The organism is Rhizobacter sp. P2_G4 (assembly GCF_056403575.1).
Genome location: NZ_JBFUFG010000005.1, coordinates 172,045 through 192,194, shown reverse-complemented (window position 1 = coordinate 192,194; position 20,150 = coordinate 172,045). Strand labels below are relative to the sequence as shown.

Sequence of the window (20,150 nt, the reverse complement as noted above, 5' to 3'; positions counted from 1 at the left end):
GGACTCTCCCGTCACATCCGGAACAGCCCGAACTTCGTCTCGGGAATCGGCGCATTCATGCTCGCGCTCAGGCCGAGCGCCAGCACGCGCCGCGTGTCGGCCGGGTCAATCAGACCGTCGTCCCACAGCCGCGCGGTTGCGTAGTACGGGTGGGCCTGGCGCTCGAACTGGTCGCGCACGGGCTTCTTGAATGCCGCTTCTTCATCAGCGCTCCAGGCACCGCCCTTGGCTTCGATGCCGTCGCGCCGCACGGTCGCGAGCACGCTCGCGGCCTGCTCGCCGCCCATCACCGAGATGCGCGCGTTCGGCCACATCCAGAGGAAGCGCGGGTCGAAGGCACGCCCGCACATGCCGTAGTTGCCGGCGCCGAAGCTGCCGCCGATGATCACGGTGAACTTGGGCACGTTGGCGGTCGACACGGCCGTCACCATCTTCGCGCCGTGCTTGGCGATGCCTTCGTTTTCGTACTTCTTGCCGACCATGAAGCCGGTGATGTTCTGCAGGAAGACGAGCGGAATCTTGCGCTGGCAGCACAGCTCGATGAAGTGCGCGCCCTTCTGCGCCGACTCGGAGAACAGAACGCCGTTGTTGGCCACGATACCGACGGGCATGCCCTCAATGTGCGCAAAGCCCGTCACCAGCGTCGCCCCGTAGCGCGCCTTGAACTCCTCGAAGTCCGACGAATCGACGATGCGCGCAATGATCTCGCGCACGTCGAAGGGCTTACGCGTGTCGGTGGGGATCACGCCGTGCAGCTCGGCGGCGTCGAAGAGCGGCGGCTTCGGCGTGATGCAGCGCATCGCGATGTCCTTGCGCCAGTTCAGGTGCGCCACCGCATTGCGGGCAATCGCCAACGCATGCGTGTCGTCGTTGGCCAGGTAATCGGCCACGCCACTCAAACGCGTGTGCACGTCGCCACCACCCAGGTCTTCGGCGCTCACCACCTCGCCGATGGCCGCCTTCACGAGAGGCGGACCAGCGAGGAAGATGGTGCCCTGGTTCTTGACGATGATCGACTCGTCGCTCATCGCCGGCATGTAGGCGCCGCCTGCGGTGCACGAGCCCATCACCACCGCGATCTGCGGGATGCCCAGCGCGCTCATCTGCGCCTGGTTGAAGAAGATGCGGCCGAAGTGGTCGCGGTCGGGGAACACCTCGTCCTGGTTCGGCAGGTTGGCGCCGCCGCTGTCCACCAGATAGATGCACGGCAGGCGGTTGGCCTGCGCGATCTCTTGGGCGCGCAGGTGCTTCTTCACCGTCATCGGGTAGTAGGTGCCGCCTTTCACGGTGGCGTCGTTGCACACCACCATGCAGTCGACGCCCGAGACGCGGCCGATGCCGGTGATCAGCCCCGCGCCCGGCGCGTCGTCGTTGTACATGCCGTTGGCGGCCAGCGGCGCGATCTCGAGAAACGGCGTGTCGGGGTCGAGCAGCATCTCGACGCGGTCGCGCGGCAGCAGCTTGCCGCGCGCCACGTGTTTGACCCGGGGCGCCACACCGCCACCGAGTGCCACCTGCGCGAGCTTGGCGTTCAGGTCATCAACCAACAGCCGCATGGCCGCGGCGTTGGCCTTGAAGTCATCGGAACGCGGGCTGAGCTTGGACGTGAGGGCAGGCATGCGGTCTCCGGCGGGCGGCTGTCGAGCCGTCTAGTTGACGTATACGTCAATTCTAGAGCCGACGGCTGGCCGGCGACTGAACGAAGCTTTGATCCCTCAGCCCGAACGGACTTTCTCTCGCCGCCGGTCAGAACGGCCCGGTTTCCAGCCAGCGCTCCATCTGCGCACGGCGGTCGTTGCCCCAGAAGGGCTCCCCGTCGATGACGAAGTGCGGCGCGCCGAAGATGCTGGCGGCAATTGCGGTGTCGTTCGCCTCCTTCAGCCGCGCCTTCCACACCGGGTCGGCCCACACGGCTTCGGCCTCCTGCGGCACCAGGCCGAACTCGGCCACGAGGCCCTTCAGGGCGGCGCTGTCGCTCAGGTTGACGCCCCGCGTGAAGTAGGCGCGCAGCGCATGGTGGGCCCAGGCGGTCGCGCGTTCGATGTCTTGCGCATGCAGCCACCAGAACACGCGCGCGGCGTTCTGGGTGGCGATGGGGAACGGTTGCGGCATGACCAGCGGCACGCCGGCGAAGCGCGCCGAGCGCTCGAAGTCGAGCATCGTGTAGTCGCGCTTGATCGGGTGTGCCACCGGCGTCTTCAGCTCGGCCGCCTGGAAGGTGGCTCCCAGCAGGATGGCGTGCCAGCGCACCGTGCGCGCATGCCGAGCGGCCAGCGCCTCGATCCATTCGGACGCGATGTACGAATAGGGCGACGAGAAGTCGAAATAGAAGTCGATGCGGCGTTCGATGGTGTCCATGAGATCGAGGCTACCCGCTCGCACACCGCTTGGCGTGCGCAGTTTCCCCAACATCGGCGTGCGGCACGCGGCCGCGTGAACTTTGGCTTACAGCGTGGTCCAGCCGTTCGCCACGGCAATCTTCAGCAGGTCGCTGGCCGAATCGACACCGAGCTTGCGGCGCAGGCTCAGGCGGTGCGTCTCGACGGTGCGGACGCTGATGTCGAGCTCGCGCGCCACCACCTTGTTGCTGCGGCCATGCGCCAACAGCAACAGCACCTCGTGCTCGCGCACCGTGAGCTGCGGCGTCTCGGTGCCGACCGAATTGGCGAGGTTTGCCAGGTGGGCGCTGAAGTAAGTGCCGCCGGCGGTGACCTTGCTGATCGCCGCGAGGATCTCCTCGGTCGGCGACTCCTTCAGCACATAGCCGAGCGCGCCGGCGCGGATGGCGCTCACCACGTATTCGCGGTTGTCGTACATGCTCAGCATGAGCACGCGGATCGCCGGGTGCTGGTGGCGCAGCGCGTTCGCGAGGTCGATGCCGTTCATGCCGCGCATGCCCACGTCGACCAGCATCAGGTCGGGCGTCAGCGTCTGCGCCAGCTCCAGCGCCTCGGCGCCGCTCGCGGCCTCGCCCACGACTTCGAGATCCGGCACCACGGCAAGCCGCGCGCGCAGCCCATCGCGCACCAGCGAGTGGTCATCGACGATGACGAGACGGACGGTCATCTCAGGCCTCGTCGGAAAAACGCACAGCGGTCGCCATGCTCATGCGGCCACCAGCGGAAAGCTCGCGATCAACGCGGTGTGCCCTGGCTGCGAAACCAATGCGAACGTGCCGCCATTCCGCTCCACGCGCTCGCGCATGTTGGTGAGGCCGATGCCGCGGTCCTTGCTCTTCTCGATGTTCTTCACATCGAAGCCCACGCCGTCGTCGGTGATGCGCAGCTCGAGTTTGTCGTGGCTGTCGTCCAAACGAATGTCGATGCGCGTGGCCTGCGCATGCCGCTCCACGTTGCGCAGCGCCTCTTGCGCCACGCGGAAGAGGCTCACCGCCTGCAGCTCGGGCAGACGCTCCTCGCACACGTGGGGTGCCACGTGCACCTGCAGCCCGCTGCGCTCGGCGAGTTCGTTGCCGATGTGCTCCAGCGCGGCCGGCAGCCCCAGGTCGTCGAGCAGCGCGGGGCGCAGGTCGTGCGAGATGCGGCGCACTTCGGCAATGGCTTTCGAGAGCGAGCTGATCTCCGCATCGATCGCGGTCACGGGTTTGTCGCCCGGGTGGGCCAGCCGGTGGCCGACGAGTTCGAACTGATACTTGATCGAGACCAGCACCTGGCAGATGTGGTCGTGCAGCTCACGCGAGACGCGCGCCCGCTCCTCTTCCTGCGAGCTCACCACCCGGTGCGCCAGCGCCTTGAGCTTGCGGTCGGCCTGGCGCTGCTCGCTGATGTTGAGCGCCAGGCCGCCGGCAAAGACCGCGAGCGCCGCCACCATCGCCACCGCGGCCAGACCGAGCAGCGTCTGGCGCACGCTCTCCAGCAGGTTGCCGCGCAGGCGTGCGGCCGCCTCGTCCACGTCGTCGAGGTAGATGCCAGTGCCCAGCATCCAGCCCCAGCGCGGCAGGTAGACCGAATAGCCGAGCTTGCGTTCGACCTTGCCGGTCGATGGTTTGGGCCACAGGTAGCGCTGGAAGCCGCCGCCCTCTTTGGCCCGCGCGATCAGTTCGCGGATCACGAAGGTGCCGTCGGAGTCATGCATGTCCCAAAGGTTGGTGCCCACCAGATCGGGCTGCCGCGGGTGCACGAGGCTGAGCCCGTCGTCGGCGTACACGTAGAAGTAGCCGTCGTCGCCGAAGGTCATGTTGCTCAGGATGGCCTTGGCCTGCTCCTTGGCCGCTTGGTCGTCGCGGCCGGCTCCGTAGAGGTGGTCGATCGAGGTCATCGCGAGCGTGATATAGCTGCGCAGTTCGTCGCGCTTGGTCGCGAGCAGCACCTCTTCGAGCACCTGCGCCTGCTGCCGTTCGAGGCTTTGCGTCTCGACCACCAGCAGCCCGCCGATCAGCGCGACGGCCAGCAGCAGCGGCGTCACGGCCAGCAGCAGGATCTTGGATTTGAGCTTCATCCGCGCCCGCCCGGCCGACGAACGGCCACTGTGGAAAACCGCGTACGAAGTGCGCATGGAGCTGTCATCCGGCAATTGTGCTGCGGCGCGACATGAACTTCATGGCTGGCGTTTTCCCCTATGCACTACTACGCAGCATTCCCTAGGAGTGATGCTCATGCGCGGCGGCACGCCAATCCACATAATCAATATTGCCTTGAGGCCATGACCTCACCATTCATCGACGGAGACTACACATGATTCGATTCTCGAAAATCGCCCTCGCCGCTGCACTCGCTGCGGCCGGCACCCTGGCGCTGGCAGCCGACCCGATCAAGATCGGCGTGGCCGGCCCCTTCACCGGCGGTTCGTCGTCCATGGGTGTCAGCATGCGCGACGGCGTGCGCCTGGCGGCTGAAGAAATCAACAAGGCCGGCGGCGTGCTGGGCCGGCAGATCGTGCTCGTGGAGCGCGACGACGAAGCCAAGAACGAACGCGGCGTGCAGATCGCACAGGAGCTGATCAACAAGGAGAAGGTCACCGCCACGGTTGGCTACATCAACACCGGCGTGGCGCTCGCCTCGCAGCGCTTCTTCCAGGAAGCCAAGATCCCCGTGTTCAACAACGTGGCCACGGGCTCGCTGATCACCCATCAGTTCGACGACCAGCCCGAGAACTACATCTTCCGCAACGCCGCGCACGACAGCATCCAGGCGCCGATGATCGTGGAAGAAGCCATCACCCGCCGCGGCTTCAAGAAGGTCGCCATCCTGGCCGACTCCACCAACTACGGCCAGCTCGGCAAGGCCGACCTCGAGAAGGCACTCAAGGCCAAGGGCATCACGCCGGTGGCCGTCGAGAAGTTCAACATCAAGGACGTCGACATGACGGCCCAGCTGCTCAAGGCCAAGGAAGCCGGCGCCGAAGCCGTGCTCACCTACGGCATCGGCCCCGAGCTGGCGCAGATCGCCAATGGCATGACCAAGCTCGGCTGGAAGGTGCCGATGGTCGGTTCGTGGACCCTGTCGATGGCCAACTACATCGACAACGCCGGCCCCGGCGGTGAAGGCGCGCGCATGCCGCAAACCTTCATCCAGGAGCCGACCACGCCGAAGCGCCAGTCGTTCATCATCAGCTACCTGAAAACCTTCAACCCCAAGAACGCGCGCATGGATTCGCCGGTCTCGGCCGCACAAGGCTACGACTCGATCTACCTGCTCGCCGCCGCCATCAAGCAAGCCGGCAGCACCGACGGCCCGAAGATCAAGGCCGCGCTCGAAGACCTGAAGGCACCGGTCGAAGGCGTGGTCACCACCTACAACAAGCCCTTCACCAAGACCGACCACGACGCGATCACCGCCAACATTCCGGTGTTCGGCGAGGTCAAGGGCGGCAAGGTGGTCTACGCCTATCCGGAAGACCAGAAGAAGGCTGCCTCGGTGCAAGTCAAGAAGTAAAGCACCGCCCCGTGAAGACGCCGCCCCGGACAACCGCGGCGGCGTCTTTTATTGAGGGGCCCTTCTTTGCCCCGAACGCGCCGCCATCACGGCGCAGAGAGAAATCACCATGCAAATCCTGACTCAACTCATCTTCAGCGGCATCGCGCTGGGCATGATCTACGCGGTGATCGCGTTCGGCTATCAGCTCACCTTTGCGACCTCCGACACGCTGAACTTCGGCCAGGGCGACGCGTTGATGCTGGGCGCACTGGTCGGCCTCACGCTGGTCGGCCTGGGTGTCAATTACTGGCTGATGATTCCGCTGGTGTGCGTGTTCGGTGCCGTGCAGGGCGCGGTGGTCGAGCGCATCGGCGTGCGGCCCGCCATCAAGATCAAGTCGGAGTTCGGCTGGATCATGTCGACCATCGCGCTCGGCATCATCTTCAAGAACGTGGCCGAGAACGTATGGGGCCGCGACGACCTCAAGTTCCCGTCGCCGCTGCCCGAGTCGCCCATGAAGTTTCTCAACGCCAACGTGCTGCCGATGGAAATCCTGGTGGTCGTCGGCGCGGTGCTGATGATGCTGGCGGTCGAGGTCTTCAACCGCCGCTCGATCTACGGCAAGGCCGTGGTCGCCACCTTCAACGACCGTGATGCCGCCAAGCTGATGGGCATCAACACCGGCCTCGTGATCACCTTCTCGTACGCGCTGTCGTCGATGAGCGCAGCCTTTGCCGGCGTGCTGATCGCGCCGCTTACGCTGACCGGCGCCACCATGGGTGCTGTGCTCGGGCTGAAGGCCTTCGCGGTCGCCATCATCGGCGGCTTGACCAGCGGCATGGGCATCATCCTCGGCGGCATCATCCTCGGCGTGGCCGAGACCACCACTGGCTTCTACCTCAGCACCGGCTACAAGGACGTGCCTGGCCTGGTTCTGCTGCTGATCGTGCTGGCCGTCAAACCCGCCGGCCTGTTCGGCAAGACCGCGATCAAGAAAGTCTGAGAATGAAACGCAAGCTCCTGATCGCATCGATCGTCGGCATCGTCGCGTTGGCGGTGTTCCCGTCCGTCGTCGGCAACCCGTACTACATCCACCTGCTCGAGACCATCATGATCTACGCGATCGTGCTGTTCGGGCTCGACATCGTGGTCGGCTACACCGGCCAGGTGTCGCTCGGCCACGCCGGCCTGTTCGGCATCGGCGCATACACCGCCGGCGTGCTGGTCACCAAGCTGGGCGCGCCGTTCCTCGTGGCGCTGATCGCGTCGATCGGCGTCACCGCCGTCTTCGGCGCGTTGCTTGCGCTGCCGGCGCTGCGGGTCACCGGCCCCTACCTCGCGATGGTCACGCTCGCTTTCGGCACCATCATCCAGATTCTCATCAACGAGATGACGTTCCTGACCGAAGGGCCAATGGGCATCAAGCTCAGCAAGCCGCCGCTCTTCGGCCACCGGCTCGACGAGCAGGAGTTCTTCTGGGTCGTGGGCGTGCTGCTGATCGCGTCGCTGCTGGTCGTCGACCGCATCCTGCGCTCGCACCTCGGCCGTGCCTTCGAGGCGCTGCGCGGCAGCCCGGTCGCATCCGACTGCATGGGCGTGTCGGTCTACCGATACAAGGTCTACGCCTTCGTCATCAGCGCCGGGCTCGCCGGGCTCGCGGGTTCGCTCTACGCCTACTCCGAGCAGTACATCTCGCCGAACACCTACAACTTCGAGCTGACGGTGCTCTTCTTGCTGGCGGTGATCATGGGCGGGCGCAAGACACGCATCGGCTCCATGCTCGGCGCCACCATCATCGTGATGCTGCCCAAGCTGCTCGACGACATCGAGATGTTCCGCTACGTGTCGATCCTGATCGCGGTCGTGGTTGCCATCGGCGCGTTCGTCGCGCTGCGCCGCGGCAAGGCCTCGTTGAGCAAGGTCGCCATTCCCGTGGTGGGCAGCATCGCGCTCGCCGGCCTCTCGTTCGTGCTGACCAGCATGACCGACTGGCGGCTCTCGATCTTCGGCCTGATCACGCTCTTCGTCGTGTACTACCTGCAAGACGGCATCGTGGGCTTCGTGCGCTCGGCACTCAACATGCAGACACGCGTCGAGGTGCCGGTGGTCGACGAGTCCAACGCCCCGAAAGACGCCGTCTCGACTGCAGCAACATCGGCCGCACCCGAGCTGCTCACGGCCAAGGGCGTGCTGATGCAGTTCGGCGGCCTGAAGGCACTCAACAACGTCGACCTCGTCGTCAAGCGCGGCACCATCCACGGCCTGATCGGCCCCAACGGCTCCGGCAAGAGCACGATGATGAACGTGCTCACCGGCATCTACGTGCCCACCGCCGGCAGCATCGACTTCGGTGGCCGTTCGCTGGTCGGCCGCACCTCGTCAGACATCGCGCTGTCGGGCGTGGCGCGCACCTTCCAGAACGTGCAGCTCTTCGGCGAGATGACGGCGCTGCAGAACGTGCAGGTGGGCCTGCACCACACCTTCCACAGCAACCTGGTCGACGTGGCCGTGCACACGCCGCGCTACAAACGCGAAGACGCCGCCGCGGTGGCGCGCGCCATCGGCCTGCTGCGCATGGTCGGCCTGGCCGACCTGTTGAACGAAGAAGCGCGCAACCTGCCCTACGGCAAACAGCGCCTGCTAGAGATCGCCCGCGCGCTGGCGCTCGACCCGCAGCTGCTGCTGCTCGACGAGCCCGCCGCAGGCCTGACCGCGCCGGACATCAAGGAGCTGATCGCGATCATCCGCAAGATCCGCGAACACGGCATCACGGTGATCCTGATCGAGCACCACATGGATGTCGTCATGAGCATCTGCGACACCGTCTCGGTGCTCGACTTCGGGCAGAAGATCGCCGAAGGCTTGCCCGCACAGGTGCAGGCGGACGAGAAGGTGATCGAGGCTTATCTCGGTGGCCAAGCGGCTTGAGGACAGTTATGACAACCCCCAATCTCACTACGTTCGCCACCCCCCAAGGGGGCGCGGTCCTGCCTTGGGGCGGCCCGGCGGGAGGACCGACATGCTGACCATCAAAGAACTCGTCGCCGGCTACGGCAAGGTGCAAGTCCTGCACGGCATCTCGATCGAAGTGCCCAAGGGCAAGGTCGTCACGCTGATCGGCTCCAACGGTGCCGGCAAGACCACCACCATGCGCGCCGTCTCCGGCATGATCAAACCCACCGGCGGGCAGATCAGCCTCAACGGCGACCGCATCGACGGCCTGGAGTCGTATCACATCGCCAAGCGCGGCCTCGCGCATTCGCCCGAAGGCCGGCGCGTGTTCGCGACCATGAGCGTCACCGACAACCTGACGCTCGGCGCCTTCCCCCGGCTCACCGGCAGCCGCCCCAAAGGCGACGTGAAGGCCGACCTCGAACGCGCGATGGAGCTCTTCCCGCGTTTGAAGGAACGGCGCGAGCAGCTTGCAGGCACCCTGTCCGGCGGCGAGCAGCAGATGCTCGCGATGGCCCGCGCCGTGATGCTCAACCCCGACATCGTGCTGCTCGACGAACCGTCAATGGGCCTCGCGCCCATCCTGGTCGAAGAGGTGTTCCGCATCATCGCGCGACTCAAATCCGAAGGCGTGACGATGCTGCTCGTGGAGCAGTTCGCGGCCGCTGCACTCAACGTCGCCGACTACGGCTACGTGCTCGAGAACGGCAAGATCGCGGTGCACGGCCCGGCCGAGAAACTCAAGGTCGATCCGGCAGTCAAGGCGGCCTACCTCGGCGGCGGGCACTGAGGGTTTCGGCTTTGAGCGGCTTGCTGCCGCTCGAGGCCGATCCTTCGAAAGCCCAGGCTAGTCGGCCACGCCGCCCATGGTCAAGTTGACGGTGGTTCCCGTCATCCCACTCGCCTTGTCGGACGCCATGAATGCCGCCATGCTTGCCACCTCCTCAAGCACCATGACGCGGCGCGGGTGGCTCCAGTTCGCGAGAAACGTCTGGAACTGCTCCCAGCTCATGCCCGCGCGGGAAGCCTTGAGCTCGAAGGCCTCCTTCATCGTCTTGGTCTCCGGCATGCCGTGTGGTCGCAGACTGAGCACGCGGATGCCATGAGGTGCGAGTTCGGTCGATAAGTCGCGCGTGAGTGCCTCCTTGGCGGCCTGGGCGCAACCGTAGCCCCCGTTCAATGCGGTTCCCGTCCGCCCGGGGAGCGCGGTGACCGTCATGATCACCCCCGACTTGTTCGGCACCATCCGTCTGGCAGCCAGGCGCGCTGTCAAGAAGTACGACGTGGTGTAGTCGGTGATCGGCTGAGAGAACTGCTCGAGAGCCAGCTCGAGCAGGGGCACACCCAGCGCCTTCGCATTGGAGGTTCCCACCGCATTGAACGAGATGTCGAGCCGACCCGCCACGTCGATCACATGCTGCAGGTGCATGTTCACCGCCTGCTCGTCCAGAGCGTCGACTTCCATCGCCTCCGCAGACCCGCCAGCCGACTGAATCTCGTCGGCGATGGCTTCCACGGGCGCTCGATGGCGACCGGTAAGAAAAACCCTCGCCCCTTCGCGCGCAAAAGCGCGCGCCACGACCGCGCCTATCCCGCCTGCGGCTCCGTAGATCACCGCAACCTTGTCTTTGAGCATCATCTCGCGTTCCTTTTTTGTTGCTGGACGGTCACTCCCGCCCACCCGTTGGTTAGACCGGTGGCTGAATTCATCGGAGCTTCAGTCCGGTGTATTGCCACCCGCCGACGTCCTGATCGTCAGATACGTCGGAGGTATAGACACCGCAACATCGACAAACTGGGCGCGCGCCCACCGCCCAGTTCACCCCCTTGCCGGTGTCTATACCGTCATGGAAGACACTGCAGCCGGGAGAAGTGATGCGAGGATGGACGTGATGACAGCCGACCTGATCAGCAGGGCGCGGGCCGGAGACGGCGACGCGTTCAGAGAGGCGATAGCACACCACCGCAGAGAGCTGCAGGTGCATTGCTATCGAATGCTCGGTTCCTTCCAGGATGCCGAAGACGCCCTGCAAGACACGCTGCTGGCGGCATGGCAGGGCTTGGAACGGTTCGAGGGGCGCGCCTCGCTGCGCACCTGGCTGTACCAGATCGCCACCAACCGATGCCTCAACATGCGGCGCTCGGCCGGCCGAAGGCCTGCAAAGGAATGGGATGTTCCTGGAGTCGAACCGCCGGAGCCGACCCGGCTGGGCGAGGTCGTCTGGCTCGAGCCTTATCCCGACGCGCTCTTCGAAGATGCGATCGACGCGGCGCCTGGCCCCGAGGCTCGCTACGAGCAGACCGAATCCATTTCACTGGCCTTCGTGACCGCCCTCCAACTTCTCCCACCCCGGCAACTCGCCGTCCTCATCCTGCGCGACGTGCTCGGCTTCCCCGCGAACGAGGTGGCCGGCATGCTCGACTCCACGGTCGAATCAGCCAACAGCGCACTCAAACGTGCGCGTGCAAGCCTGCAGCGCCGCTGGTCGCCGCCCGCCATGTGCGAACGGCCTCCCGCCTGCGACCCAAGCGCCGAGGATGGGATCGTGGCGAAATTCGTCAGCGCGTACGAGTCCGCCGATCTGGAGGCACTGGTCGCCCTTCTGACGAATGACGTCTTCGTGTCCATGCCGCCGATGCCGCTCGAATACGAGGGCCGCGATGTCGTGGCCCGCCTCTTCGCCAGCATCTTCGGCGCTGGCCGGAGGTTCGACCTCGTGCCGACGCGAGCAAACGGTCAGCCGGCGTTCGGCAGCTACCTTCGCACCCCCACCGGCATGCGCCATGGAACCGGCCTGTTCGTCATCACGCTCAGGGGCGAGAAGATCGGCGCCATGACGCGCTTCGAGAAAGGCGTGCTGCCCTGGTTCGAGCTACCGCGTTCACTCCCCAACCGTTAGCGCTTCCGCCGTCATCTCATCGCTGGGGAGAACTCATGGCCGCCGCAGGTTCATTCGGAGTCGAGAGCACTCCAGACTGATGCATCTGCGAGGGCTGGGCCGCTGACCCCAAGTCCATGTGATCCGGCAGCAAGGCCCCGGTACTTGGGCTAGGCTGCTGCGAGCGCAGCAACGACAGTCATGCGCCGCGGGCACCTTGCGGCCGAAACGGACGGTGCCTTTGTCAGGAGATTGCCTTCAGGCGCTGCAGGAAACGGCCGATAACAGGGGACTCCCGACCGCGACCTCTCCTGCCCCAAGTCCCACCATGACCTCCTTTTTCATGAATCTGCGCATTGGCATGCGACTGGCTCTGTGCTTCAGCGTCATCGTTGCGCTCATCCTGGCGTTGGCCGCCTTCACCCTGTTCCAGCTTGAAGCGGTACGCGGCGTGACGGCGGAGGCCAGCGGCATCCAGGCTGAACGCCTTTCACTGGCGCAGGAATGGCGCCAAAACATCGCGATGAATGCGCAGCGTGCACTTGCCATTGGCTTGAGCAGTGACCTCGGATTGGTCAATCACTTCGAGCAGGACATGAAGCGCTCGACGGCGCGCACATCCGAGATTCAAAAGCGCTTCGCCGAGGTCGAAACCTCGCTCGAGGGCAAAGCGGTGCAGGAGAAGCTGGCTGAAGTCCGCAAGCGCTATCTTGCAGGACGGGACGCAATGCTGAAGGCCAATGACGCGGGCGACACCGACACCGCCGCTCGAGAGGCCGGATCGTTCAAGAAGATCGTGGCTGAATACCTCGGCGTGGCAGGTGAGGTCGTCCAACTCGAAGAAGCACGTTCTCGTGTGCTCGCCCAGACCACGGAGTCGACCATGTCGATGACCCGCAACGCGACCATCGCAACGGCGGCCGGCTGCGCCCTCATTGCCGTGCTGCTCGGCTGGTTGCTCAACCGCGGCATCGTCGGGCCGCTGGCCCAGGCCCAGGCCATCGCGGACCGCATTGCCTCAGGCAACCTGGCGGAAGATATACCACCAGCGGGGCGCGACGAGGTCGGGCGGCTCACGGGTTCCTTGTCGCAGATGCAGGACGCGCTGCGCGAACTGGTCGGCCACATCCGCCGGTCGGTGGACAACATCGGCGTGGCCAGCACCGAGGTCGCATCGGGCAATCAGGACCTGAGCGCCCGTACCGAGCATGCGGCTGCCAACCTGCAGCAAACCGCCAGCTCGGTGAAGCAAATGGCCGTTACCGTGCACCAGAGTGCGGAGTCCGCATCGCAGGCGAACCAGCTGGCCGTGTCGGCCTCGGACATCGCAGGCAAAGGCGGGCAGCTGGTGCTCGAGGTGGTCGACAGCATGGGCGTCATCAACGCCGGGTCCAAGCGCATCGGCGACATCGTCGGCGTCATTGACGGCATTGCCTTCCAGACCAACATCCTGGCCCTGAATGCGGCCGTCGAAGCGGCTCGCGCCGGCGAGCAAGGTCGCGGCTTCGCGGTGGTGGCCAGTGAGGTGCGCAGTCTCGCCCAGCGCTCGGCGGAGGCCGCCAAGGAGATCAAGTCGCTGATTGGCGCGAGTGTCGACCGTGTGGAGGCGGGCGCACTGCAGGCCAAGCGCGCGGGCGACACCATGAACGACATCGTCGCGAGCGTGCACCGCGTGTCGGACATCGTTGCTCAAATCTCGGCGGCGGCCCGCGAGCAGGCGCGGGGCATCGGCGAGGTCAACGACGCCGTAGCCCAGCTCGATCAGGCCACGCAGCAGAACGCAGCCTTGGTGGAGGAATCCGCAGCAGCAGCAGAAAGCCTGAAAGAGCAGGCCATGGGACTGGCGGGCGCCGTGCAACGCTTCCGGCTCAACCCAACGGGCACCTGAGCTCGCGATCATCGCGCCGCGGCGCCCTGACACACGGCTCCTGCATGACTCTCTCCGCAAGCAGCGCCTCGATCGACAGCACCGCCGCTTGACCCGGTCGGTCATCCCAGCGTCATCCGACGATGCCCATTGAAGGATGGCCAAGCAAGAGGTGCTGTCGACCCGTTGCAGCCCCACGCTTCAATGGTCTCGCCGCGCAAGAGCGCTCGTTCTCTATGATCGCGGCTTTGCCCTCTGGGCTGCTTGCCATGCTGCCTCGCCTCAAGGACAAGGGCTATCGCCTCGGCCGTACCTTTCTGACCGGCCTGGCGGCCATCTTGCCGTTGGCCGCCACCTTCGCGCTGTTGGCCTGGGCTTGGCAGCTGCTGTCGGCGTGGCTGGGACCATCCAGCATGTTCGGTTCGGTGCTGGTCGCCATTGGCGTTTCGGTCTCGCGCTCCGAGTCCATTGGCTACGTGCTGGGTCTCGTCCTGCTGTGCATGGCGATCTGGCTGCTGGGCGTGCTGGTCGAGGCCGGGCTGCAGGTGGGCATCAAGCGCCTGATCGACCGGCTGATGCAGCGCATCCCGCTGGTGCGCAATGTTTACGACGTGATCACGCGCATGGTCGAGTTGTTCTCGCGCAAGGACGCCGACGGCCTGGGCTCCATGAGCCCGGTGTGGCTGCATTTCGGCGGTAGGCCGGCCGAGGACGCACAGGGCAGCGATGGGCAGAAGGTGGCCGTGCTGGCGCTGCTGTGCACACCCGAGCCCGTGGTCATGGACGGCGGGCGACGCTACCTGGGCGTGTTGGTGCCCACGGCGCCGGTGCCCGTGGGTGGTGGCCTGCTCTACGTGCCCGAGGACTGGGTCAGCCGCGCCGACATCGGCGTGGAGGCCTTGACGAGCATCTATGTGTCCATGGGCTTGACGACGAGCCAGTACATGAACAAGCCGAACGCCTAGTCCTCGATGATGGCAAGCCCGCGGCGCTTCAGCTCTTGCAGAGCCTCCACCATCTTGCGAATCTCTTCTTCGGCGTGCCCCTGCCAGTCCTTGACCACTCCGACGACTTTGAGCGGCTTCTGCGTGCGATAGGACTTGGTGGGGTTGCCAGGAAATCGCTTGTTTGTGAGGTTCGGGTCATCCTCGAATGGCCCGGTGGGCTCGACGATGTAGATGTGGCCACGCCCGCCCGAGCTGGCGAATGCCACCGCAAGCTCAGCGCCCCAAACGGCGGGCTCCAGAAGGCTTGAAAAGTAGATGTGGTTGAGAACCCGACCTTCCTCGTGGTTGGAGGGAAAGCCCGGGGACAGTAAATCACCGATCGACAAGTTGGCCTTGGTCCCGTGATAGAACGGACCGCGTACCTGTTCGCAGTTGTCGACAGTAACAGGTTCCCATTGATCGTCGCTCATTGCCGAAGTCTCTGTTGAAGCCTACCGTTTGACATGTTTGCAAGACCTAGCAGGGCTCTGCTGAGTTCCCAGCCCTGAGCTCAAGATGACAAATCGAACGCCGTGAACGACGAAGCCTTCTTTGCGAAGATCCGGACTTACGCAGACCTCTCGGATCAAGCCGAGCGGGCGTGGGCCGCGTTGCTTCGCCGCAGACAGTTCAAAAAGGAAGAGCCGTACATCGTTGCAGGTGCGATACCGACGACGTTCGCCTTCGTTGTCGAGGGGCTGTTCTCCCAGCACTATGTCGGTCCCGAGGGCGATGTGGTGATCAAGTACTTCTTCCCAGAAGGTCGAATCGCGGCCTCCGTCAGCGCGACCCTGCTGGGTGAGCCCAGTCTCTTCGGGATCACCGCGATCGAAGACAGCACCATGCTCGAGTACGACTTCGCCGCCTTCAAGTCGCTGGTCGCCCGGTTCCCCGACGTTGCTGCCTTCTACATCCGGTACATCGAGCGCCACTGGATCATCGAAAAGGAACCGGGCGAGATCAACCCGGTCCAGGATCTCGGCTTTCTGTACAACCGGAACCTCATCGATCCCGATGGCCACGTGTGGGAAGCGATGTGGATGGACCCGGCCGCCATCCCTTCCAGCTGATGCTGGCATGAAGAAGGCCCGAGTCAATCCGCCGGTCGATGCCTGGCATCGCGAACGCCGCGGACTCTATTGGCCAGCAGGCATCTCGCGGTTGAGTCGCTCGATGCGTTGCGCCATGGGCGGGTGGCTGGAGAAGAGGGCCAGCATCCCGCTCGGTCGGGCGCTGATGCCCATGGCGCGCATGGCCTTGGGCATCTCGCCCGGGTCCAAACCACCCAGCCGGGCGAGCGCGTTGATCATCGGCTGCTTGCGCCCCATGAGCCGTGCGGCGCCTGCGTCGGCACGGAACTCGCGCTGTCGCGAGAACCAGGCCACGATCAACGCAGCGGCCACGCCGAGCACGATGTCCAGCACGATGGTCGTGACGTAGTAGCCCACGCCAGGGCCTTCGTTCTGGTTGCGCAAGACGAGCTTGTCGACGACATAGCCAATCACCCGCGACAAGAAGACCACGAAGGTATTCATGACGCCCTGGATCAGCGCCATGGTGACCATGTCGCCATTGGCCACGTGCGCCACCTCGTGGCCGATAACGGCTTCGACCTCATCACGCGTCATCGACTCCAGCAAGCCCGTGGACACGGCCACCAGGGCCGAGTTCTTGAATGCGCCGGTGGCGAACGCGTTGGGCGGGCCTTCATAGATTCCGACCTCCGGCGTCTTCACGCCCGCCTGCTGCGCAAAGCGCTCAACCGTGCCGACCAGCCAGGTATGGGTTGGGTCAGTCGATCCGTTGATCACCTGCAGCCGGGTGGTCCACTTGGCCATGGGTTTGCTGATCAACAGCGAGATGAAGGCACCGCCGAAACCCATCACCAGCGCAAAGCCCAGCAGCCCCGTCACGCTCAGACCGTTGGCGCTGAGAAACTGGTTGAGCCCGAGCAGGTTGACGACCAGGCCGAGTACGAGCATGACGCCCAGGTTGGTCAGCAAGAACAAGGCAACGCGTTTCATCTTCAAATTCCTCTGTTTATGTCAATGCGGCAGATGCGCGCTTCAATTTCTCTGGAGGACGACACGCCTGGGCCGTCACTGAAGCATCTCGCGGTGCAAACCCCAGTGCTCCACCGCTGCGGTCAGCACGATCGCCTCGCCATCGGTCACTTTCGTGTCGGCCTCGGAAATCTCGATGCATAGGTGAAGCAGTTTCCGACGCAAAGCGGGGTCCTCGATGTCGCCCATCAAACTGGCCAGCGTCCGCTCATCCACCGGACAGGTGCCTGCCCACTGCAGTTGCTCGCTGGACAAGAGGTCTTCGCAGAAGTGGTCCAAGACGGTGTGCAGTTCGTTTCGGTCGAGACCGAGCTGTTCGTGAACAGCCAGGCGGTCCAACAGCTCGAGTTCCGTCGTGCCGATGTCACGGTCTGCCAGGACGGTCAGTGCGACGATGCGAGCAGCGGCCTGCGGGCTGTCAGGGTGATAGTGGCGCATGCTGTTTCTCCAAGGGTGAAGCGGTGGGGCTCAATCGAAGATGTCGCTCAGCCATGACTTCCTTCGTCCCGGGTTTCGGCCGTGGCGATAGTCCGAGTCGACGAATCCGGGATGTCTTTCGTTGCTCTGCCCGGCGCTTCTCGCAGGGGCGGCCGAGACGGACCGCTCGACCAGTTTGTCGAGCTCTCCTCGATCGAGCCAGACACCGCGGCAGGTGGGGCAATAGTCGATCTCGACACCCTGGCGATCAGTCATGATCAACGTGGATTCAGGACAGTTGGGGCACTTCATACGTTCTCCTTAAATGGTTTTCCTTGAGCCGTGGGTCAGCCATGCTGCTCTTGGTGGCCCAAAGGCAGGGCGCGTTGGCGCAGCGATCTCTTGTCATTTCCTCGGCGCCACTGGCGCATCAGGAACCGCAAGGCCCGCGACAAGGCGTTGTCCAAGGCAGTGCGCCAGTCGCGCGCCACGGATGCCACCACCACGGTGCCGGCGACGTCGCTCCTGATCTCAACCTGGCAGCGCTTGTCGAGGCCGCCGCGCGGCCCGTTGACATCCGACAACTGGACGATGGCCTTCGGGACCAGCCAGTCGAGACGACGGAACACGAAGCGCGCGCGGCGTTGAGCCACATCCCGCAGTTCGTCGGCTTGTGGATCACGAGATTTGAAAAGAACCTGCATCACAGCTCTCCTTTGGTTGAGGTGTGACCAGAAGGTAAGGCGCATCTGCGTTCTGAAAAAGAAGCAAATCAGTGACAGGAACTTCGTAAAAACCGAACCGGTCACTGGGGCATTCCAGGCTCCGCATGGACGCACGCGCAGACATGCGCGCCTGAGCGAACCGTCAGCTGCGTGCGCTTTCCAGCAGTTGCATCACGAGCGGGTGATGTTGTCCGCGGCGCGACCGGATCGCATGGATCTCCTCGGACACGCCGGGCGAGTGACCGAGCAGTCGCAATCCGTGCATCAGGGCAAGATCTGAGGCGCCGAGTCGGCTGACCGGAAACACACCCATCCCGCGCGCTGCAAAGACCGCCATCAGCGCGCTGTCTTCGAATTCCCCCACGATGCGTGGCCGCAGGCCCTCGGTTTCAAACCAGCGATCGAGGCTGAACCGCAACGCCGAATGGCCGGTGGGCAGGAGTATCGGCAGCCTGCCCAGTGACTGCGGGAACTCGGCCACTTCGGCTTTGCGAACGAGCGCGACAGGCCCGTACCACTCCACCGGCGATTGAACGAGCCGTTCACTCGTCAACCGCAAGTTGTTGTTGTTGGGAGCGGGCTGACCGGCCAGCACCAGATCGAGGTGGTGCATGGCCAGCTCGGCGAGCAACTGTTGCACCTCGCCTTCGTGGCAAACGAGCCGCAACGACGGTGTGGTGAGTATGGGCGCGAGCATCGCGTGTACGGCCAGCTTGGAGATGCCGTCCGAGAGGCCCACTGCCAGGCGCACCACCTTGTTGCTGGCCGCCTCACGCACTTCTTCCGCTATGGCCTGCCCGATCTGGAAGACCTCCTCGGCGCGTGCGAAGGCGGCCTCACCCGCCTCGGTCAACGCGATGCCTCGGCCGGCGGGCTTGAGCAGCTGATGTCCCAGCGCTTTCTCGAGTTCGCGCACTTGCGCACTGATGGTCTGCACGGCCATGTCCAGCCGCTCGGCGGCGCGRGCAAAGCCGCCTTCTTTGGTGACGACCCAGAAGTAGTACAGGTGGCGGAAATTCAGCATGCAATATCACTTCGTAAAAACCGAACGTGAGTTCACTCTAGCGCTGATTCCTTCGAGTCTTGGCTACAGCGTCGGACTCGCGCTGCTCATTGATACGCTCGTTGGAACGTCGTGTAGGCTGAGCGCCCATCGCCCCCTCGGGCATTCTTGCTTCATCAATGACCCACACCGAGCGCACTGCACGATTCGCACAGATCTCAACGGCATTGGCGCTGCAAAGCGATCAGCAGTTGACCCGGCTCGTGGATACGGCCGAGCAATTGGCAACGGGCATCGGTGGCACCACGTTGGCAATTGAGCTTGATGGTTGCAAGGTGTTCGCCAAGCGTGTGCGGCTGACGGATCTAGAGCGGCGCTCCGAGAACCGTATGTCAACGGAGAACATCTTCCAGCTCCCGACCTTTTGCCAGCGCAACGTCGGCTCGGTCGGCTTTGGCGTGTGGCGTGAGCTGGCCGCCAACTCCATGACGACCGGCTGGGTACTTTCTCAACAATCGGAGGCTTTCCCCTTGATGTACCACTGGCGCGTACTCGAGGGCGCCGCATCGGCGGGCGCTGCGCCTCTACCCGATGAGCTGGCCGACGTCGAAGGCATGGTCAGCTATTGGGATGGCTCTGAGTCCATGGGCCTGCGCCTCAAAGCGCTTGCCGATGCCACGGCCAGCGTCATGATCTTCTTGGAATACCTGCCCTGGAATCTGTCCGTGTGGTTGGAGCAGCAATTGGCAGCGGGTCCCGCGGCGATGGAATCGGCTTGCGCAATGGTCGATCGCGGCTTGACGGCCGACATTCCCCGGATGAACGCGCTGGGGCTGCTGCACGGAGATGCTCACTTTGGCAACATCCTTACCGACGGGCACAGGCTCTACTTTGCCGATCTCGGGCTGGCCACGTCCGAGCGCTTCGCGCTCTCGCCGGATGAGTTGAACTATTTGCACCACAACGCGAGCCTGGACCGCGCCTACGTGCTGGCCAAGTGGGTCAACTGGCTGATCAAGGCTTTTGCTCCAACGGCAAGCAGCCTGCAGGAACGAATGGCATTGGTTCGTGCCGTCGCGCAGGGACAAGCAGCGCATCAGCTGATCCCTGAGTTACCTTCCGAAGTCGCCGCGATCATCCATCGCCATGCGGCAATCGCCTCGCTCGTCAACGACTTCTACGTCGAGCTGCACAGCGAACGCCGAAGCGCACATTACCCGCACGACGAAATCGAAGCCGCGTTTTCGGCAGTACCAACCTCGCAGCCGGCCGTCGGGAGACCGCATTGACGCGATGATTCGCCGTGCTAGCTGACCTCGCCCGGCTGCGTCAAGCGACGGCACCGCGGCACCTCCATCCGGCCATCGGGGCTGCATACTATT

Annotated in this window: 20 protein-coding genes; 9 read left to right on the top strand and 11 right to left on the bottom strand. The window is 64.5% G+C overall.

The features are described from left to right. Nucleotides 1-11 precede the first annotated feature (11 nt). From AC1DYS_RS19760 to AC1DYS_RS19745, 4 genes are all read right to left on the bottom strand, one after another. The gene (locus tag AC1DYS_RS19760) at nucleotides 12-1,619 is read right to left on the bottom strand and encodes a carboxyl transferase domain-containing protein (RefSeq protein ID WP_477902260.1); all 1,608 of its coding nucleotides are present in this window, start codon (nucleotides 1,617-1,619) and stop codon (nucleotides 12-14) included. Nucleotides 1,620-1,746: 127 nt separating this feature from the next. Then, nucleotides 1,747-2,358, bottom strand: coding sequence for a 2-hydroxychromene-2-carboxylate isomerase (locus AC1DYS_RS19755; RefSeq protein ID WP_477902258.1), 612 nt, complete (start codon nucleotides 2,356-2,358; stop codon nucleotides 1,747-1,749). Between the two features lie 87 nt (nucleotides 2,359-2,445). Next, entirely contained in the window at nucleotides 2,446-3,066 is a 621-nt protein-coding gene (locus AC1DYS_RS19750; RefSeq protein WP_477902256.1) for a response regulator, read from the bottom strand. A gap of 39 nt (nucleotides 3,067-3,105) precedes the next feature. Next, entirely contained in the window at nucleotides 3,106-4,458 is a 1,353-nt protein-coding gene (locus tag AC1DYS_RS19745; protein ID WP_477902254.1) for a cache domain-containing protein, read from the bottom strand. A gap of 236 nt (nucleotides 4,459-4,694) precedes the next feature. Here AC1DYS_RS19745 and AC1DYS_RS19740 point away from each other — a divergent pair, with 236 nt between their 5' ends. The 4 genes from AC1DYS_RS19740 to AC1DYS_RS19725 all read left to right on the top strand — a co-directional run bounded on the left by AC1DYS_RS19740 (nucleotide 4,695) and on the right by AC1DYS_RS19725 (nucleotide 9,618). After that, complete coding sequence (locus AC1DYS_RS19740; RefSeq protein ID WP_477902252.1) at nucleotides 4,695-5,894, top strand: ABC transporter substrate-binding protein; 1,200 nt, start codon at nucleotides 4,695-4,697, stop codon at nucleotides 5,892-5,894. A gap of 109 nt (nucleotides 5,895-6,003) precedes the next feature. Beyond that, the gene (locus AC1DYS_RS19735; protein WP_477902250.1) at nucleotides 6,004-6,879 is read left to right on the top strand and encodes a branched-chain amino acid ABC transporter permease; all 876 of its coding nucleotides are present in this window, start codon (nucleotides 6,004-6,006) and stop codon (nucleotides 6,877-6,879) included. A 2-nt stretch (nucleotides 6,880-6,881) separates the two neighbouring features. Next, complete coding sequence (locus AC1DYS_RS19730; protein WP_477902248.1) at nucleotides 6,882-8,804, top strand: branched-chain amino acid ABC transporter ATP-binding protein/permease; 1,923 nt, start codon at nucleotides 6,882-6,884, stop codon at nucleotides 8,802-8,804. A gap of 91 nt (nucleotides 8,805-8,895) precedes the next feature. Then, the gene (locus AC1DYS_RS19725) at nucleotides 8,896-9,618 is read left to right on the top strand and encodes an ABC transporter ATP-binding protein (protein WP_477902246.1); all 723 of its coding nucleotides are present in this window, start codon (nucleotides 8,896-8,898) and stop codon (nucleotides 9,616-9,618) included. A gap of 57 nt (nucleotides 9,619-9,675) precedes the next feature. Here the strand turns inward: AC1DYS_RS19725 and AC1DYS_RS19720 are convergent, their stop codons facing one another. Next, complete coding sequence (locus tag AC1DYS_RS19720; RefSeq protein WP_477902244.1) at nucleotides 9,676-10,509, bottom strand: SDR family NAD(P)-dependent oxidoreductase; 834 nt, start codon at nucleotides 10,507-10,509, stop codon at nucleotides 9,676-9,678. Between the two features lie 211 nt (nucleotides 10,510-10,720). On the opposite strand from AC1DYS_RS19720, the gene AC1DYS_RS19715 reads away from it, so the two are divergent. From AC1DYS_RS19715 to AC1DYS_RS19705, 3 genes are all read left to right on the top strand, one after another. Continuing rightward, on the top strand, nucleotides 10,721-11,728 hold the full coding sequence (locus AC1DYS_RS19715; RefSeq protein WP_477902242.1) for a sigma-70 family RNA polymerase sigma factor: 1,008 nt from the start codon (nucleotides 10,721-10,723) through the stop codon (nucleotides 11,726-11,728). Nucleotides 11,729-12,050: 322 nt separating this feature from the next. Further along, nucleotides 12,051-13,595: a methyl-accepting chemotaxis protein gene (locus AC1DYS_RS19710; protein WP_477902240.1), complete on the top strand. Its 1,545-nt coding sequence runs from the start codon at nucleotides 12,051-12,053 to the stop codon at nucleotides 13,593-13,595. A 248-nt stretch (nucleotides 13,596-13,843) separates the two neighbouring features. After that, nucleotides 13,844-14,539: a DUF502 domain-containing protein gene (locus AC1DYS_RS19705; protein ID WP_477902238.1), complete on the top strand. Its 696-nt coding sequence runs from the start codon at nucleotides 13,844-13,846 to the stop codon at nucleotides 14,537-14,539. Here AC1DYS_RS19705 and arr read toward each other — a convergent pair. Beyond that, complete coding sequence (gene arr, locus AC1DYS_RS19700) at nucleotides 14,536-14,991, bottom strand: NAD(+)--rifampin ADP-ribosyltransferase (protein WP_477902236.1); 456 nt, start codon at nucleotides 14,989-14,991, stop codon at nucleotides 14,536-14,538. The genes AC1DYS_RS19705 and arr overlap by 4 nt on opposite strands. Nucleotides 14,992-15,093: 102 nt before the next feature. On the opposite strand from arr, the gene AC1DYS_RS19695 reads away from it, so the two are divergent. Continuing rightward, nucleotides 15,094-15,630 carry a Crp/Fnr family transcriptional regulator gene (locus AC1DYS_RS19695; RefSeq protein ID WP_477902234.1) on the top strand — a complete coding sequence of 179 codons (537 nt, stop codon included), beginning with the start codon at nucleotides 15,094-15,096 and terminating at the stop codon, nucleotides 15,628-15,630. Nucleotides 15,631-15,696: 66 nt separating this feature from the next. Here AC1DYS_RS19695 and htpX read toward each other — a convergent pair whose 3' ends face one another. The 5 genes from htpX to AC1DYS_RS19670 form a co-directional block, all read right to left on the bottom strand. Next, the gene (htpX, locus tag AC1DYS_RS19690; RefSeq protein WP_477902232.1) at nucleotides 15,697-16,584 is read right to left on the bottom strand and encodes a protease HtpX; all 888 of its coding nucleotides are present in this window, start codon (nucleotides 16,582-16,584) and stop codon (nucleotides 15,697-15,699) included. 75 nt (nucleotides 16,585-16,659) lie between these two features. Then, nucleotides 16,660-17,061 carry a TerB family tellurite resistance protein gene (locus tag AC1DYS_RS19685; protein ID WP_477902231.1) on the bottom strand — a complete coding sequence of 134 codons (402 nt, stop codon included), beginning with the start codon at nucleotides 17,059-17,061 and terminating at the stop codon, nucleotides 16,660-16,662. 30 nt (nucleotides 17,062-17,091) lie between these two features. Continuing rightward, nucleotides 17,092-17,352 (bottom strand): TFIIB-type zinc ribbon-containing protein, encoded by a 261-nt coding sequence (locus tag AC1DYS_RS19680; RefSeq protein ID WP_477902229.1) that lies wholly within the window; start codon nucleotides 17,350-17,352, stop codon nucleotides 17,092-17,094. Between the two features lie 35 nt (nucleotides 17,353-17,387). After that, nucleotides 17,388-17,849 (bottom strand): HPF/RaiA family ribosome-associated protein, encoded by a 462-nt coding sequence (locus tag AC1DYS_RS19675; protein WP_477902227.1) that lies wholly within the window; start codon nucleotides 17,847-17,849, stop codon nucleotides 17,388-17,390. Nucleotides 17,850-17,907: 58 nt separating this feature from the next. Next, nucleotides 17,908-18,789 carry a LysR family transcriptional regulator gene (locus tag AC1DYS_RS19670; protein ID WP_477902225.1) on the bottom strand — a complete coding sequence of 294 codons (882 nt, stop codon included), beginning with the start codon at nucleotides 18,787-18,789 and terminating at the stop codon, nucleotides 17,908-17,910. Between the two features lie 158 nt (nucleotides 18,790-18,947). On the opposite strand from AC1DYS_RS19670, the gene AC1DYS_RS19665 reads away from it, so the two are divergent. Further along, nucleotides 18,948-20,057 (top strand): BUD32 family EKC/KEOPS complex subunit, encoded by a 1,110-nt coding sequence (locus tag AC1DYS_RS19665; RefSeq protein WP_477902223.1) that lies wholly within the window; start codon nucleotides 18,948-18,950, stop codon nucleotides 20,055-20,057. Nucleotides 20,058-20,150 lie beyond the last annotated feature (93 nt).